At 39.7% G+C, this 16,128-nt stretch carries 15 protein-coding genes, 1 tRNA gene and 1 CRISPR repeat array; of the genes, 2 read left to right on the forward strand and 14 right to left on the reverse strand.

Annotation, left to right across the window (positions count from 1 at the left end; genetic code table 11):
- Position 1 precedes the first annotated feature (1 nt).
- Positions 2-1,213, reverse strand: a complete 1,212-nt coding sequence (locus LXO72_RS03715) for a phosphopentomutase (RefSeq protein ID WP_233331564.1) — start codon at positions 1,211-1,213, stop codon at positions 2-4.
- A gap of 126 nt (positions 1,214-1,339) precedes the next feature.
- Complete coding sequence (gene rpiA, locus LXO72_RS03720; RefSeq protein ID WP_233331565.1) at positions 1,340-2,017, reverse strand: ribose-5-phosphate isomerase RpiA; 678 nt, start codon at positions 2,015-2,017, stop codon at positions 1,340-1,342.
- Between the two features lie 162 nt (positions 2,018-2,179).
- On the opposite strand from rpiA, the gene mnmE reads away from it, so the two are divergent.
- Entirely contained in the window at positions 2,180-3,553 is a 1,374-nt protein-coding gene (mnmE, locus tag LXO72_RS03725; RefSeq protein WP_154858253.1) for a tRNA uridine-5-carboxymethylaminomethyl(34) synthesis GTPase MnmE, read from the forward strand.
- A gap of 44 nt (positions 3,554-3,597) precedes the next feature.
- On the opposite strand, the gene LXO72_RS03730 is transcribed toward mnmE, so the two are convergent.
- The 12 genes from LXO72_RS03730 to LXO72_RS03785 form a co-directional block, all read right to left on the reverse strand.
- Complete coding sequence (locus tag LXO72_RS03730; protein WP_154858255.1) at positions 3,598-4,410, reverse strand: PrsW family glutamic-type intramembrane protease; 813 nt, start codon at positions 4,408-4,410, stop codon at positions 3,598-3,600.
- 252 nt (positions 4,411-4,662) lie between these two features.
- Complete coding sequence (locus tag LXO72_RS03735) at positions 4,663-4,950, reverse strand: hypothetical protein (protein ID WP_233331566.1); 288 nt, start codon at positions 4,948-4,950, stop codon at positions 4,663-4,665.
- Between the two features lie 124 nt (positions 4,951-5,074).
- A CRISPR array of direct repeats spans positions 5,075-5,374; the repeat unit is 36 nt; unit sequence GTTGTACAGTTACTTAAATCTTGAGAGTACAAAAAC.
- A 69-nt stretch (positions 5,375-5,443) separates the two neighbouring features.
- A complete protein-coding gene (csn2-St, locus tag LXO72_RS03740) occupies positions 5,444-6,487 on the reverse strand; it encodes a CRISPR-associated protein Csn2-St (protein ID WP_233331567.1) in 1,044 nt (347 codons plus the stop codon).
- Entirely contained in the window at positions 6,484-6,807 is a 324-nt protein-coding gene (gene cas2, locus LXO72_RS03745) for a CRISPR-associated endonuclease Cas2 (protein ID WP_003016415.1), read from the reverse strand. The genes csn2-St and cas2 overlap by 4 nt, the downstream gene beginning before the upstream one ends.
- A 4-nt stretch (positions 6,808-6,811) precedes the next feature.
- On the reverse strand, positions 6,812-7,720 hold the full coding sequence (cas1, locus tag LXO72_RS03750; protein ID WP_233331568.1) for a type II CRISPR-associated endonuclease Cas1: 909 nt from the start codon (positions 7,718-7,720) through the stop codon (positions 6,812-6,814).
- 180 nt (positions 7,721-7,900) lie between these two features.
- Positions 7,901-11,272 carry a type II CRISPR RNA-guided endonuclease Cas9 gene (cas9, locus tag LXO72_RS03755; RefSeq protein ID WP_233331569.1) on the reverse strand — a complete coding sequence of 1,124 codons (3,372 nt, stop codon included), beginning with the start codon at positions 11,270-11,272 and terminating at the stop codon, positions 7,901-7,903.
- 165 nt (positions 11,273-11,437) lie between these two features.
- On the reverse strand, positions 11,438-12,061 hold the full coding sequence (locus LXO72_RS03760) for a hypothetical protein (protein ID WP_154858265.1): 624 nt from the start codon (positions 12,059-12,061) through the stop codon (positions 11,438-11,440).
- Between the two features lie 240 nt (positions 12,062-12,301).
- A tRNA-Arg gene (locus tag LXO72_RS03765) sits at positions 12,302-12,373 on the reverse strand.
- Between the two features lie 43 nt (positions 12,374-12,416).
- Positions 12,417-12,764 carry a 50S ribosomal protein L19 gene (gene rplS / locus LXO72_RS03770; protein ID WP_003003254.1) on the reverse strand — a complete coding sequence of 116 codons (348 nt, stop codon included), beginning with the start codon at positions 12,762-12,764 and terminating at the stop codon, positions 12,417-12,419.
- Between the two features lie 117 nt (positions 12,765-12,881).
- Positions 12,882-14,093, reverse strand: a complete 1,212-nt coding sequence (locus LXO72_RS03775) for a chloride channel protein (RefSeq protein ID WP_233331570.1) — start codon at positions 14,091-14,093, stop codon at positions 12,882-12,884.
- Positions 14,094-14,102: 9 nt separating this feature from the next.
- Positions 14,103-14,375, reverse strand: coding sequence for a chorismate mutase (locus LXO72_RS03780; RefSeq protein WP_061563897.1), 273 nt, complete (start codon positions 14,373-14,375; stop codon positions 14,103-14,105).
- A gap of 133 nt (positions 14,376-14,508) precedes the next feature.
- Complete coding sequence (locus LXO72_RS03785) at positions 14,509-14,952, reverse strand: flavodoxin (protein ID WP_023026746.1); 444 nt, start codon at positions 14,950-14,952, stop codon at positions 14,509-14,511.
- Between the two features lie 177 nt (positions 14,953-15,129).
- Here LXO72_RS03785 and LXO72_RS03790 point away from each other — a divergent pair, with 177 nt between their 5' ends.
- Positions 15,130-16,068, forward strand: coding sequence for a DHH family phosphoesterase (locus tag LXO72_RS03790; RefSeq protein WP_233331571.1), 939 nt, complete (start codon positions 15,130-15,132; stop codon positions 16,066-16,068).
- The last annotated feature ends 60 nt before the right edge of the window (positions 16,069-16,128 follow it).

A 16,128-nucleotide genomic window follows, 5' to 3' on the forward strand; every position in this document is an offset into this window, starting at 1 on the left:
CTTAGACCAATTTATCTAAGAAGCTTTCACCGATCATGGCTTTCTCAACACCGAAGTTGTCCGCCACTGTCGCTGAGATATCTGCAAAGTGTCCAACTGGGAGCAAGCCACTTCCTTTGAAGGATGGGCTGTAAGCCAAGAATGGGATGTATTCACGCGTATGGTCTGTACCAGCGTAAGTTGGGTCATTTCCGTGGTCAGCCGTGATCATCAAGAGATCATCTTCTTTCATAGCAGCGATGATTTCTGGCAAGCGTTCGTCAAACTCATGCAAGCAATCACGGTAACCGTGTGGATCACGACGGTGTCCATAAAGGGCATCGAAGTCTACCAAGTTAGTGAACGAGAAGCCATGTTTAAAGTCTTCTGATTTCATAGCCTTGATCAAGTTGTCAATACCGTGGCTGTTTGATTTGTTGTGGCCCATATCATGGTTGATACCAGCGCCGTTGAAGATATCGCTGATCTTACCAACTGAGTAAGTATCGATACCAGCTTCGTTCAATTTGTCCAAAACAGTTGGAGCAAATGGTGAAACAGCCAAGTCACGACGGTTGGCCGTACGAGTGAAGTTTCCTGGCTCACCAACGTATGGACGAGCAATGATACGACCAAGAAGGGCTGGACGTTCCAACGTAATAGAACGAGCATATTCACAGATACGGTAGAGTTCATCCAAAGGAATAATGTCTTCGTGAGCTGCAATTTGAAGAACTGGGTCAGCTGATGTATAGATGATCAACTCGCCCGTTTCCATTTGGCGTGGTCCGAAATCATCGATCACCGCTGTACCAGAATATGGTTTGTTAGCTTCGCGGATGACATTACGACCTGAGAATTCTTCAATCTTTGTAATAATTTCTTCTGGGAATCCATTCCAGAAAGTATCAAATGGTTCTGTAATATTAAGACCCATGATTTCCCAGTGACCTGTCATGGTATCTTTTCCAAGAGAGACTTCTTCTAACTTCGTTGCGTAACCAGTTGGATTGCTCTCAGCTGGAACAGTCTTCAAGGGTTGTTCACGCGGAATATTTCCAAGACCTAGCTTTGCCATGTTTGGTACATTCAAACCAACTACTTTTGAGATGTGTCCAAGTGTGTCAGATGCGCCATCAGGTACACCAGCATTGACAAAGTTATTAGCATCTGGAGCTGCTCCGATCCCTACTGAATCCAATACAACTAAATGCATACGATTAAATTTTGGCATTTTGAATGTCTCCTTTATAATTTAAACTGAATACAGTATAACACAAATTTTTGAAAATGTAACGCTTTCATATAAAATTTTATAAATAAGTTTCATATCCGTAGAAAAAAGGACAAAATGCCCTTTTTAAAGTGATTTGCTAATGATTTTTGGACCTTCTGGTGTCCCAACGATGACTTTTGAAACCATTCCTAAGAAGAGACCATGATCGACAACACCGACAGTCCGGTCCAACTCTTCTGCCAAGACCTCAGCATCTGGGATCACTTTCAAATCCAAATCAATGATAAAGTTGCCTTGGTCGGTCACAAAGCGCTGGCCATCCTTTTCACGATAAGCTGGTGAATAGCCCTTCTTCTCAAAATGACGGAAAAGATTCTCTGCCCCGTATTGAACGACTTCTACAGGCAGTTTAAAGGCACCAAGCGTCTCCACTTGTTTGGACTCATCGACAATCCAGATGCAGTCTTTTGAGTTGGTCGCAACGATTTTCTCCATCAAGAGGGCACCGCCCCCACCTTTGATGCCGTTCAAAGCAGGGTCTACTTCATCCGCACCATCTACGGTCAAGTCTACCACTTCTACATCGTCAATGGCTTTGAGAGGGATTCCCAAGCCTTCTGCCTGCTCATAGGTCACGCTTGAGGTCGTTACAGCAGTAATCTTCAATCCTTCTTCCTTGATGCGACGTCCCAATTCAGCTACAAAATAATAAGCAGTTGACCCTGTACCAAGACCGACAATCATGCCGTCAGTAACAAACTCAGCCGCCTTAATCCCTACCTGTTCTTTTAGGTTTACCATCATAGACCTCCATTTCTATTCATATTTAGTATAGCATATTGGCCGACAGATTTCACTACCTAACTGAAAACCTTTTCAACTTCTCCTTCTAAAAGCAATATCTTGCCCCTCTTGCTAGTTTACGATAGAATAGAAGGGAATACACAGGAAAAGAGAAGATACATGATTACTAGAGAATTTGATACTATCGCTGCGATCTCGACTCCGCTCGGTGAGGGGGCTATCGGAATCGTCCGCTTGAGCGGGACAGACAGCTTTAAAATCGCACAAAAGATCTTCAAGGGTAAAGACTTGACCAGCGTGGCTAGCCATACCCTCAACTACGGCCATATCGTGGATCCAGATAAGGATGAGATCCTCGACGAAGTTATGGTCGGAGCCATGCGCTCTCCTAAGACCTTCACTCGCGAAGATATCATCGAGATCAATACCCACGGTGGGATTGCTGTGACCAATGAAATCCTACAATTGGTAATCCGCGAAGGCGCTCGATTAGCTGAGCCCGGTGAATTTACCAAGCGGGCCTTCCTCAATGGTCGTGTCGATTTGACCCAGGCGGAGGCGGTCATGGATATTATCCGAGCTAAGACTGACAAAGCTATGAACATCGCTGTCAAACAGTTGGACGGATCCCTCTCTGATCTCATCAACAACACGCGCCAAGAGATCCTCAATACCCTGGCTCAGGTCGAAGTCAACATCGACTATCCTGAGTACGACGATGTCGAGGAAGCAACGACTGAGATCATCCGTGAGAAGACGACTGAGTTTGAAGCCCTCTTGACCAACCTCCTCAAGACAGCTCGCCGAGGCAAGATCCTCCGCGAAGGGATCTCTACTGCTATCATTGGCCGGCCAAACGTCGGTAAGTCTAGCCTTCTTAACAACCTCCTGCGTGAGGAAAAAGCCATCGTAACCGATATCGAAGGGACCACCCGGGACGTCATCGAGGAATACGTTAACATCAACGGGGTGCCCCTCAAGCTGGTCGATACGGCTGGGATCCGCGAGACCGAGGACATCGTCGAACGCATCGGTGTGGAGCGCTCTCGCAAAGCCCTTAAAGAAGCCGACCTGGTCCTTCTAGTCCTCAATGCCAGTGAACCCTTAACCGATCAGGATCGCCAGTTGCTAGAAATCTCTCAAGACAGCAACCGCATCATCCTCCTCAACAAGGTCGATCTCCCGCAGCAAATCGAGTTGGACGAGATCCCTGCCGATCATATTAAAATTTCTGTCCTTAAAAATCAAAATATCAACCAGATCGAAGACCGGATCAATGCTCTCTTCTTCGAAAACGCTGGCCTGGTCGAGCAAGATGCTACATACCTGTCCAATGCCCGCCACATCTCTCTCATTGAGAAAGCCGTTGAAAGCCTCCAAGCAGTCAACGAAGGCCTAGCAATGGGCATGCCAGTAGATCTACTTCAAGTCGATCTGACCCGCACTTGGGAAATCCTTGGAGAGATCACAGGGGATGCTGCTCCAGACGAGCTCATCACCCAACTCTTCAGCCAGTTCTGTCTTGGAAAATAAGATTCAAAAAAATCGTATGTTTGAAACATACGATTTTTCAATTCTTAATTTCCTTGGTCCAGACTTTGGACAGTAAGGTAGGCTTGATAAATCAAGAAAAGTCCTACTGCTGTCAAGAACGGGATGGCAAGAGGGAGTTCTGTCTCGATTTGACCAAATGGTGAATTGCCGACAAAGTGAAGGCCAAAACCAGATACAAAATAGAACCAACCCGTCAGCATCAACTCCTTGCGACCTTTTGTCGCTTGGACGATCAAGAAGAGACCCACCATAAAGAGGGCTGTGTAGACCCAGTGTGATACGACCCCATTCATGATCCGACCTAGGATACCAGATACTGCGTAAGAGAAGCCTTCTGGCATGTCTTGACGGATATAGGCAAAGTCCTCCACAATCTGGAAACCAAGACCAGATGCAATCGCTAAAAGGAAGATGGATTTGATCCGACGCACATTGAACAAGTAGAGGACAAAGAAGATCGGAATCAACTTGAAGGGTTCCTCAAAGAGTGGTCCTGCAATCGCACTCTCATACTGGTTCCAAAAGTCGCTATTAGGCGCTACCGCTTGAATCATCTCATGGAAATAGGTATTGGCAAAACTAGACAACCAACCTGCGATAAAGCCCCCACCTAGAAGAGAAAAGAGAACCGGAATCCAGGACAACTTCCACTTCTTGGCAAAATGAAACAGAGTCCAAACAGCAGGAATCGCATAAACTAGGAGCAAGAGGACAGAGATACCAATGATTCCATACTGGCTACCTGTCATCCAACCAGCTGTGATAGACTGCGTCTCATAGGCCAGACCAATCGAGAGCAAGAATAAAAATAGAAACAAAATCGATTTGCGTTTCATAAAAAACCTTTCTTTAAAACAATTAAAAAGGCTGGAATCCCAGTCTTTTTGTCTATATGGATATTGTAACAATAAAAGCTTAAAAAAACAATAAATGGCTACGGGAATAGAGACTGCTGGTGACTGCAAATTATTGAAGGCAATTTGGGACCATTCAAAACAACATAGCTCTAGAACTTGGAAACATTAATACTATCACTCCACACATCCCACGTAAACAAATTCCCTTGTTTTTTTTAATATTTTTCAAAACTATATCTTGTACAATTTATTTAATCTTTCTAGCTCTGATACATTCATACACACTTCTACTCCAGTAACTACCCCCTTAGTATAAATAATTCCACAAGAAAACACAATTCTATATTTACTCAAAATATTTGACAATACTACAAATGCTTCTAAAGCATAATCCTCTATGGTAATAAAACTATTCTTTTCATCTTTAAAAAACTTTATAAATCCAATACCCTCACACCTATCACGAAAATAAAACCTAAGTGATTTTAAATAATAATCAAAAAACACATCACTCTCCATAGAGAACCCCTTCATTTTTAAAATATTCTGATATATTCATACAAAAAATTAATTTTGGAACCATCCGAAACAACACAGCTCTAAAACTCACTCAACCTCCTCAACTTCCATTCCCTCGCATTCAGTTGTACAGTTACTTAAATCTTGAGAGTACAAAAACCTGTGATGAATGAGAAATCAAAGCTAGAAAGTTGTACAGTTACTTAAATCTTGAGAGTACAAAAACGACTCGAGCAAGGTTCTTTCCGTGCTGAGCGTTGTACAGTTACTTAAATCTTGAGAGTACAAAAACGCACATGGAGCAAGTACATTTATCAATATTGTTGTACAGTTACTTAAATCTTGAGAGTACAAAAACCCACCCCACCAAAAGACAGTGACCTGATCAGTTGTACAGTTACTTAAATCTTGAGAGTACAAAAACCTCAAATTCGTCAATTTTGGTTTTTGTAGCTCAGAACCATTATAAGGTCTTAAACTTAACTCGTCAATACTATTCTTCTAAATACTTCAATAACATTGGGTTAACTGGTTCAATACGGAATTTTATTTTCATTTCATACTGGTACAAATTATTTAATATTCTCAATGCTACTTGATCCTCAATTGATAAGCTCATATGGAGAATGTCCGAACTAAATAAATAAGGTCCAATTTTCCTTAAAGATGATAAAAACTCTTGTTTACAAGGTATTTGATTTATTGGATATTGATTAGTAAAACGTTCGTACATAAATTCTAATGAATAAAAATGATCAACGTAATCTGAAACAATATTAATCTCCTCTAATACTTCTTTCGTGACATGAAGATAACCTTCATTTGAAGGAAATGAAATAGTGTATAACATGTTACAGTGAATGGTTAATCGCTCTAATTGTTCACAACACACAACAAATTCCTTATAAGATAAATAATCATCCATATTTCGGAGAACAAGTAATACCTTTTCAGATTGATCCGTAATCACTACTTGCAGCATCGAAAGGAATAATAAAAACTTTGTCTTATTGTCAACAAATTCAAAGGATATATTTTTATCGTTCTGTCCAAAATAGGGCAGAAAATTTTTTTGGATCAATTGGTCTGCATTAAAATATTTCGCTTCTGTATGATAGTTAATACCATCTAGTTGTAGATTCAAATTCTGATTCAACAGCAAAGAAATCCTATCTAGATGATCATTGATATTTTCAATTTGCTCCATCAACTCCACTGTATTAATCTTTTTCTTTAGATAATCATAAGCTATCGTTCCTTTTTTATACTCCATCTGCTCGATTAGATCATTGATATTCGATAGTTGGATCACTCTGAATTCCGAACGGGAAACCGCCGTATCGTCTATTAAGATTTTGGGTTCATTTTGTTCGAATAGGACTAAGTCTTCTTCACTATATTTTTTTCCTCCAAAATACCATAACAGAATTTGCCAAATATAATACTTTAATTGTTGATCTTGGCCAACAACTTGAGTAAATTGTCCAAAACTCAATGTAATATTATCCTTGTATGGATGACTGATATTCATTTTCATATAACTACCAACTTATTATCACTGACTACTTCTTCTTGCTTTGTTTTCCCACCAATAATCAAAACCATTTCAGAAAATTGTTTCTCAGTAACCGCCAGTAGACGAACATTGCCACTAGGTAAATTACTTTGGCTTAATTTCTTATAGAATTTACTAGCAAAACTTCGATTTGGACATGTTCTATAATAAACTGAAAACTGCAACATTTCAAAACCATTAGCAATTAGATCTTTCCGAAAATTACGATAGATTCTTTTTTCTTGATTCGTATCCATAGGAAGATCAAAAAAACACAATAACCTCAATGCTTCATACCTCATTTCTTCAGCTCCATTCTACACTAGAAACAATCGGACAGTAGAATTTACTAGTATCCTTATCCGAAATACATTTTAAAAACCCCTTAACATATTTATCCATTGCGACAGTTACAGAACATGTTTCTTTTCCATAACGAATTTTTGCATTCAGCGTATCTGTTAAAGCTAAACGAAACTCATATTTCAAATATTCTTCATCCCGTAGATTTTGGTAAACCCAAACATCAATAATCTGCCTAAAAGGTTCCATTAAATCGTCTACCAAATTAAATTGATTGTATTCGTTTTTATGAAAAATTCCGATCAAGGGATTTAGCCCATACCCAGCAATAATATGCGACATCTGCGCTCTCATAATCGCATAGCCATAATTTAGACCAGCATTAATGACATCAGTTTCCTGTTGGGTAAGACGAATGAATTTCTTTCCAAATAATTCATTAAAATAAACTTTTGCAGCATGTCCTTCGCGATTGGTTTTATCTCCAAATTCAATATGATCTTTATAATCTGCCAATAGCTGAATACAATCAATATTTTTCTCAAACATCGAGAGAACATCTTGCTGATTATTTATTTTGAAGTAGGTCACTATTTGCCATAATTTATCCTTTTGCTCCTGCGTCCACAATAATTGTTCCTGTAATTTTTTATAGGCTCTAAAATGGCCATTTTGTGAATGGTAAATACCTGTTGGCAAATGCTCATTATCACAGACAATTAAAGCAATATTATACTTACTTAAGGCACTTAACAATCTTAGGGTTACAACTGTTTCTCCTCCTTCTGCAACAATGATAGAAATATCACTCAAGGGAATAATATAATCTTCGCCCATCTTCTTAATCAAAAGGTTATCTAACTTTAATTGCATTTTTTCACTCTGACAAACATGTACAATTCTCCAAGTCATTATTTTAATCCTCTTTACAAAACGAAAACACCCCGCCATAAATGACAGGGTGTTGAATTCGGCATGAAGCCTTATCTTTGTAGCTTCTGCAAGATTTAAGTAACTGTGTAAGGCGTCCCTTACAGTTAATATTATAATACATTGTAAAAGCGTTTGCAACTCTTTTTTTTAAAATATTTTTTAAAATTTGAGTTTTGGTTCTTCACCCTCTTTTTTGATGAAATGTTTATTGCCTAGAACATCTGTTCTAACTTTAAAAATGGAAATATCTGATTTGTTTATTCCTTTCAAACATTGTCCCCCTTTAGCAACATTTCCAAAAATTGTCATCAACTCTTGATTTCCATCAAATTTAGCTTTATCATAAGGCTTCAATTCTACATAGTTTTTTTTATTAGGCAATGTTCTCGATAAAAACCTAAAAATTTGTTCCTCATTATTTTTGGTATCCTTAATCAAAAACAAGTCATTTTTATATAATGTAAATTTGAATTCTGATCCCTTGTCGACACCTTCTTTTTCTTTAATTTCATTATACTTATCAATAGTTATAGAATAATTCCCAGTCTTCTTTTCAAATTGTAAATCTGCATATTTTAAACCCAGTAACTCATACTTCTCTGTCTGATGATTAAAATATACATCTGTTCTCCAAGGATTTAATTGACGTAAGATTACTTTATTTTTACTATTAGAAGGCGTTATGTTAATAAATGATTCTGGAATATTTTTATCATAATATTTCAGGCCTTTAATTTCTGGACCATTACCTTTTCTGCTATACTTTCTGATTGGTCCATTTTCTTGTCTATATTTCTCAAAAGGATTGCAAGGAACTTCTTTATTCTTATCGTTCAATTCTTTAGAAGGATAGGTTCTTAAAATCTCTTCAATTACCTTCTCAAATGTTTGTGGATCTTTGTGATACATTAAGAATCTACTTTTATCTTTATTGTAAATTTTAATGAATGCATCATATCCCGCTTGACTATAAATATCTTTAATCTTACCTAGAACATAAGTTTCTTCAGATTTATCCTTATCTAATTTCGCTTTTCTTGTTGCGTAAATTGTTGCATCTGAAATTTTACGGTTAAATTTTGAATCTACTTGATAAGAAAAAAGAATGCTATCTTCAAATTTCTTAGATTTCAATGTATCAACAAAATGATCATATGGTGCTTTGAACACTAACTCTTTGTATTCATCGTCACTCAATGAAATAATTTCACCAGTTTCTTGATCCACGAATTGCCCGTTTTTATAAGAGATCAAATGGTTATTTTGTTTTTTCCATAATCTTAATTGACTAGATGCAGCAATGATCAAAGCATCTACAGCATGATGGTGATAGGTCTCACGAGATTTTTCAAGTCCCCATTTTCTTCTGAGTTGCGAAGTAAATTGCCCACGTACCACTGAAATAGTTGTATCAAATTGATGCTCCTTATAAAAATCTTGTAGAGCATTTAAAACAACACGAGAAGAATACCGAGTATCTACTAAATTTCGTTCAATAAACTTCTGTTTCACCTCAATTTTACTAGTGTCTTCTTCCGTTAATAGATAATCTTTCTTTTTATTACCTAATAATTTAGAATCTTTTACATATGATTTAAACTCACGGTAAGACCAGGCATCATCCATGCTATCTAAAGCTTGAAAAGGTGTACGTTGTCCCTTTTCTTGGTTCGCTGTAGCAAGTACCAATACTTTATTGGATAAACTATCATCAAAAGAAAGAGACAAAGGTAAAATATGATCAATTTCATACTTGTACTGATTTTGAATCAAATCTGAAATTGGAATATTCTTCCCAGTGTAAAGACACTTTTCACCCTGTTGGTGCCATAAACGAATCTTAGTTGCTAATTCTTTATGTCCATGAAAAATGTTATCCGGTAATTCTTTTTTCCCATTGTATTGGAAAGCAGCTTTTTCTATGGCAGCATTTTTCTCGTCTAGATTTGCTTTTTGACGCTTGATATACTCTTTCTTTGCATCTTCTTCATTATTTTCACGTGCCATTTCAATAACGATATTATCAAAGATACCATAATTTTTAGTTGCTTCATTGATAATCTTTATAGCTTGTCTGACGGATTTTGCTACCACAGGATTATAGATTTCTTCAGTTATTTCTTTTTCATCAATATACTTGGTTCGTTTTGATGTATCTTTAGATTTTTGTTTGCCTAATCGAGTAAGAATTGTCATTTGCTCTTCCGAAGTTTCATACAATTCTGGGATCAACTCCATCATGAGTTTTAGAGAAAAATTATGCCATCCCTTACTAAAAAGACTGCTATTATTTTTTCTAAATTGAACCAATTCAAGTATTTGATCCTGACTAAATGTATCTTTTAACTTCGCGTTAATTGCTTCTTCTATACCTTCTCGCTCTGTATTTAAAGTTAGAATATGAGCAAGCTCATCTATAACATTTCTTGGTAACTCTTCCGCTCTGATTGTTTCTAATGATTGCATTTTTCGATAGACTTCAAAAGTATGCATCTCAGGTTTTTTATCAGGATCAATGCGGTATCCATGTATTTGATCAACTGAAGCACCAATCAATTTAGAAATGTACTTCAATAGTGTTGAAGCTCCTAATGTTTTAGCTGTTTTCGCATACTCGACAATTATCTTCTTTTGTTCCTCACTCAATTTCTTGGTTTCTGTTGGAACTGTTAAATTATTTAAATCATTTAGTAAGTTAAACTCTTGAGCAGTATAGGAAGCTTTTGAAGCACGATATTCATCAGGATAAAATGTACATTTACCAATTAAAATACCAAAAATATTATCTAGGGTAGTTCCATCCGTTTTAAAACGTCCATAATCGGTCCGTGATTTTTCATTCCCTGGACCATGGTAGTATTTTCTTTTTCCCGTTAGTATTGTTAAATAGTCTTCTATAAACTCATCTGTAATCTTATTATTGAATTCTTGCTGTTTTCTAAGAATTCTTTCTGCTTCTTTTCTATAAGCAAATGTTGAAAAAACATTGATCAATCGGCGTTTTTCACCATTTTCTACTACAGTGAAATCCCCTCTAAGCTGACCATATTTTTCGAAACGATCTAGTTGAATTTGACCAGGTGTTTGTTCAGCAAGTAATTTTCTATTTTCTTCAACTGCTTTACCATAATCAGACGATACTGTACCGCCATCCTCAGAAGCATCATCCAAATAGCTAATACCACGTCTCTTAACAATATTCTTTAAAACGATAAACAACTCTTCATTAGTTAATTGATCATCCAACCCTTGTACACGAAGTTGATAAGGATTTAGATTAATTGACACCTTAGAGAAATCAGTTAACAAACCAAAGTCTTCAAATAAATCATGAAGACGAACACTACGATGTTTTTTCCGACGATTTAATCGTCTAGCCTGTCTACTAGTCCTTCTCTCAACATTATTGTCAGCTGTTGCAGCTGGGAAAAGACGAGAATTTGCATGAATAATTTCACCAGTATCTTTCTTTAGAATACCTACACCAACTGAAGCAATACCTATATCTAACCCCAAAACTAAACCATTCATAATCAAACCTCCTATCGATTATTATATTAATACAATTTTACCCCTTCTTTCCTAAAAAATCAAACCATTATATGCAATTGTCTGGAATATTTTACTAATTTATTACTAGCTCCAAATCCCCCCAGTCCTTCATACTTAAAACAAAAAAGCGTGATTTCACGCTTTTTAGTCTTCCCATTTTGGTTGGTTGATTTCTGCAAAGGTATCGTCCTGATGGATCGCTTTTTCCACCTTCTCCACTTGGACAACTTGGAGCGGGATTTTCTTAAAAGGTCCCCAGTCTGTGACAACCTCCATTCGATACTGTTTCTTTACGACCCAGCTTTTTTCTTCCCTTACATCGACACTCCCTACTCGTACTTGAGGCTGGTAGCTTTCATGGATTAAGCATTGAGTCAAGGCTCTGAGCCGCTCACCCTCATCTGCTATCTCCAACTTGGCCAGCAGCTCTTGATTACTGACATCTTTTATCAAGATACTTCTTAGGTAGCTATCAAACCCTTTCAGATACTTGAATCCTAGCCAAAGCAAGCCCAGGATCAGGGCGAAAAAGAGGATGATAAAGATATAGTAGAGAAAAATTGGAAAGTCTGAGCCTTTAGCATTGGACTCACCAGTGAAAAACAAGAAGACAAAACTCAGCAAGAAGAACCCTGGCACCAGAAAGAAAATCCAGAAGATGGTCGATCCGTACACAAGAAAATCAGAGAGATATTTCCCCACAACTAAGGCTCCAATGGAGCCTTTCTTTGGTGTTCGCGTCTTGGCTGACTGATTCATTTTTCCCATGGCCTACTCCTTTCGGTCTATCTACCACATTCCCATCTGATATAAGGCTCTACAAACTATTTCAACTGTGACACATTATCGTCTGAAAGTTTTCCTCTCAAGGCAATCCACATTTGCTCAGTAAGTAAAATTGATTGTTCTCATTTTCCACTATTATACCATACAAGCACTTCCCAAAGATCCATCCTTCCATAAACCAACAAAAAAACACTGAATCTTCAGTGTTTTCTTTTCTATTTCTGTCCCCTGCAGGAATCGAACCAGCAACTACTCCTTAGGAGGGAGTTGTTATATCCATTGAACTAAGGGGACCTATAAAAAAAGAAGCGAGATTACTCCCGCCTCCTTGTTCGTCTTAACGACGGATTTCTTTAATACGAGCTGCTTTACCTTGCAATGCACGAAGGTAGTACAATTTCGCACGACGTACTTTACCGTAACGTACAACTTCAATCTTTTCTACACGTGGAGTGTGTACTGGGAATGTACGTTCAACACCGACACCGTTAGAGATTTTACGAACAGTGTACATTTCAGTGTGTCCTTGACCTTTACGAGCGATAACAACGCCTTCAAAGATCTGGATACGTTCACGAGATCCTTCGACAACTTTCGCGTGTACACGAACAGTGTCACCAGGACGGAATGCAGGGATATCAGTACGAAGTTGACCTTCAGTCAAGCTTTGGATTAATGGATTCATTTTATTCTCCTATCTTCGTCAATCTTGAGGGCTACTCCCCCAGCGGATAAACTGTATTTTTGTGCTTCCATTACGCACAAAGTTTATAATACCAAAAGAATGTCCGTTTGTAAAGGATTATTGCAACTTTTTCGCAACTTTTTGCCCACCATAGATAGACAAGGCTGGAAAGAGACGCGTAGCGACCAGACAAACCAAGAGAAAGGCTGGCCAATGCTGGAAACCAAAGACCTCACATCCAATCAAGATGGGGCCAATAGTCGTCGAGGTAGCCCCTGCAAAGACTGCAGCATAGCCCAAGGCAGCTACTAGATAAACCGGCAGTCCAAGGAAAGGAGCTAGCCAGACACCTAGACTTGCCCCAATAGAAAAGAGCGGGGTCACTTCTCCTCCCTTATAGCCTGCCGCTATGGTTGTTACCGTAAAGAGGAGCTTGAGGATCCAGTCTGCTCCAGTGATCAAGCTCTTGCCATCAGCTCCCGCAAAACTTTGGGAGATTAGATTGGTCCCCAGTCCTGTATAACGACCTGTCCCAATCAGATACAAGAGAATACTCAGACCGAGACCGACCACTCCGATCCGCACATAGGGATTGGCAAAGGTCTTGGCAAAGCTAGTTTTTAACTGCCTCAAAAGATAGGCAAAGAGCTTACCTGTCAGACCAAAGATGACTCCTAAGACCAGCAACTGCAAGAATACGTGAGGCGATAAGGAAAGCTTGTCTGAAATGACCTGGGTGAACTTCTCTAGCCCCAAGGTGTGAGATGTCCAACTAGCGACAAAGGCTGCAATGGTCGCAGGATAGAGAGCCCGCCACTCCAGTCTCCCAACCACTAGGACCTCCATAGAAAAGAAGATAGCGGCTAGAGGCGTCTGAAAAAGGCCACCGAAGCCAGCTGCCATCCCAGTGACCAAATAGATCCGTGAAGCGCCTGGGCCAAGTCCCTCTCTTCGTAGAGCATGGGCCACTGTCCCACCGAGCTGGACCGCCACTCCTTCTCGACCAGCGGATCCACCAAAGAGATGCGTCATCCAGGTAGAAAGAATAGTCAAAGGGATCAAGCGCTTAGGAATGTCTTTCTCCCTTCCCTCACCCACTTCAAAGAGGAGCTCCATCCCTTTTTGACTCTTACCCCCATAGGTGCGATTGAGATAGGTGATCAAGATACCTGCTAGAGCCAGAAAGGGCAAGAGATAGAGGAGATAATCTGTACGAACTTCTCCAATCCCGATCAAGACACGCCCAAAGAGGGTATCAATCACCCCAACGATTGCCCCGATTATGAGGGCATCTAGGGTATACACTAAGGTTCTTTTAATCATCGTCATCTCAGCACCCTAGTCCGCATCTAACTGATCGGCCTGGTAGCCTCTGGAGCGCTTCATCAAATCCCGATAAGTGGCAAGGATGGTTTCTTCATAGCGTTTTTCCTGGACCAAGCTGGCTACATTGGCTAAGACCTCATCTTCTCTAGCCCGGTCCAAGACAGGATTTTGATGGGTTTCTTTGTAGCGAATGACATCTTCCACACAGTGCATCCGACGTTCTAATAGACGGACCAATTCTTTATCAATGCTATCAATCTCTTGGCGAATCTTCTCTAGTTCCATACACTGGCCTCCTCACTTTTTGCTACCCATTTTATCAAAAATCGGGCAATCTTACTAGCCCTATCCAGCTATTGAAGGTTTTCATCCATAAAAAAAGTGCCTGCGACATGCAAACACCTTTCTTAGCTATGGATTAGCCCACTTTTGCTACGACTTCTTCTGCAAAAGCTTCTAATTTTTCAATATCTTCATCTTCAGCTGACAAGTCTACCTTGACGCACTCAGAACCTTTAACCGCACCAGTCGCTGCAAAGACACGATCAAAGTCATCGACTGCCTTACAGAACTCGTCGTAGAAGGTATCACCGGATCCAACAACACCGTAGATCTTACCATTCAAGTCAAGACCAGCTAAGTCTTCATAAAAGTCTACGATTTCATCAGGAAGCTCACCATCACCGTAGGTATAGGTCGCTACGACTGCAATATCAGCTTCAAGAAAGTCCTCTGCGTCTACTGTTGTACATTCGTCAACTTCTACCTCGACACCAAGATCACGAAACTTATCTGCTACGATATCAGCAATCTCTTCTGTATTTCCTGTCATACTTGCAAAAACAATCTTTGCTAATGTCATAATTCCCTCCAAATAATAATCTTATGACATTATACCACTTTCGCGCGCATTTTGCATGGGGAAGTTCTGGGTACCTGGCATTGTTCGGAAATTCTCTACCAGAGAGCCAAACAATCTTTTTCTTTTCCAAATGCCCGCCTTATGCTAAAATTGAATGAGAACTAAATGAGGTACTATATGCAGATTACACAGGACATTTTAGAAAAAATCAACCACTACGATACCATTATCCTTCACCGCCATATGAATCCGGATCCTGACGCAATTGGAAGCCAGGTCGGTCTGAAAGAAATCATCCAGACCAACTTCCCAGGCAAAAGAGTCCTAGCCACTGGATATAACGAGCCGACACTTGCTTGGATGGCTAGCATGGATACTGTCACAGATGAGGACTATGCGGGTGCCTTGGTCATTGTCTGCGATACTGCCAACACCCCTCGCATCGATGACAAACGCTACACAAGTGGCAATTTTCTAATCAAGATCGACCACCATCCAAACGACGATGCCTACGGAGATCTCCTCTGGGTAGACACAGATTCAAGCTCTACGAGCGAGCTCATCACCCTCTTTGCTCTTGAACAAGAGCTTGAGATCAGTCCAGAAGCAGCCCGTCTCCTCTATGCTGGTATTGTCGGAGACACTGGACGCTTCCTCTACCCTTCGACGACTAGCCGGACTTTCGAGATGGTTGCCCACCTTCGTAGTTTTGACTTTGACTTTGCAGGTCTTTCTCGTCAGATGGACAGCATGAGCTCTAAGATTGCCAAGCTTCAAGGCTATGTCTATGATCATCTCGAAATCGATGAAAATGGAGCTAGTCGCGTAACCCTTACTCAAGAGCTTCTCAAACACTACCAAATCACAGATGCCGAGACTGCTGCAATCGTCTCAGCACCTGGTCGGATTGAAGACGTTAGCGTGTGGGCTATCTTTGTCGAGCAAGCTGATGGTCACTACCGCGTCCGTATGAGAAGTAAGGCTCTAGTGATCAACGAGATTGCCAAACGCCACGATGGTGGAGGCCACCCCCTCGCTAGTGGAGCCAATTCTTATTCCTTAGAAGAAAACGAGCAAATCTATCGAGAACTACAGGAAGTTGCCAAGGCCAAATAGATAGTGAAAATCAAGCAATCAGGTCAGTCGTTTCTAGTGGAGACGATGGACCTTTTTTCA

The sequence above is a fragment of the Streptococcus sp. XMC genome (genome assembly GCF_021341835.1).
GTDB lineage: Bacteria > Bacillota > Bacilli > Lactobacillales > Streptococcaceae > Streptococcus.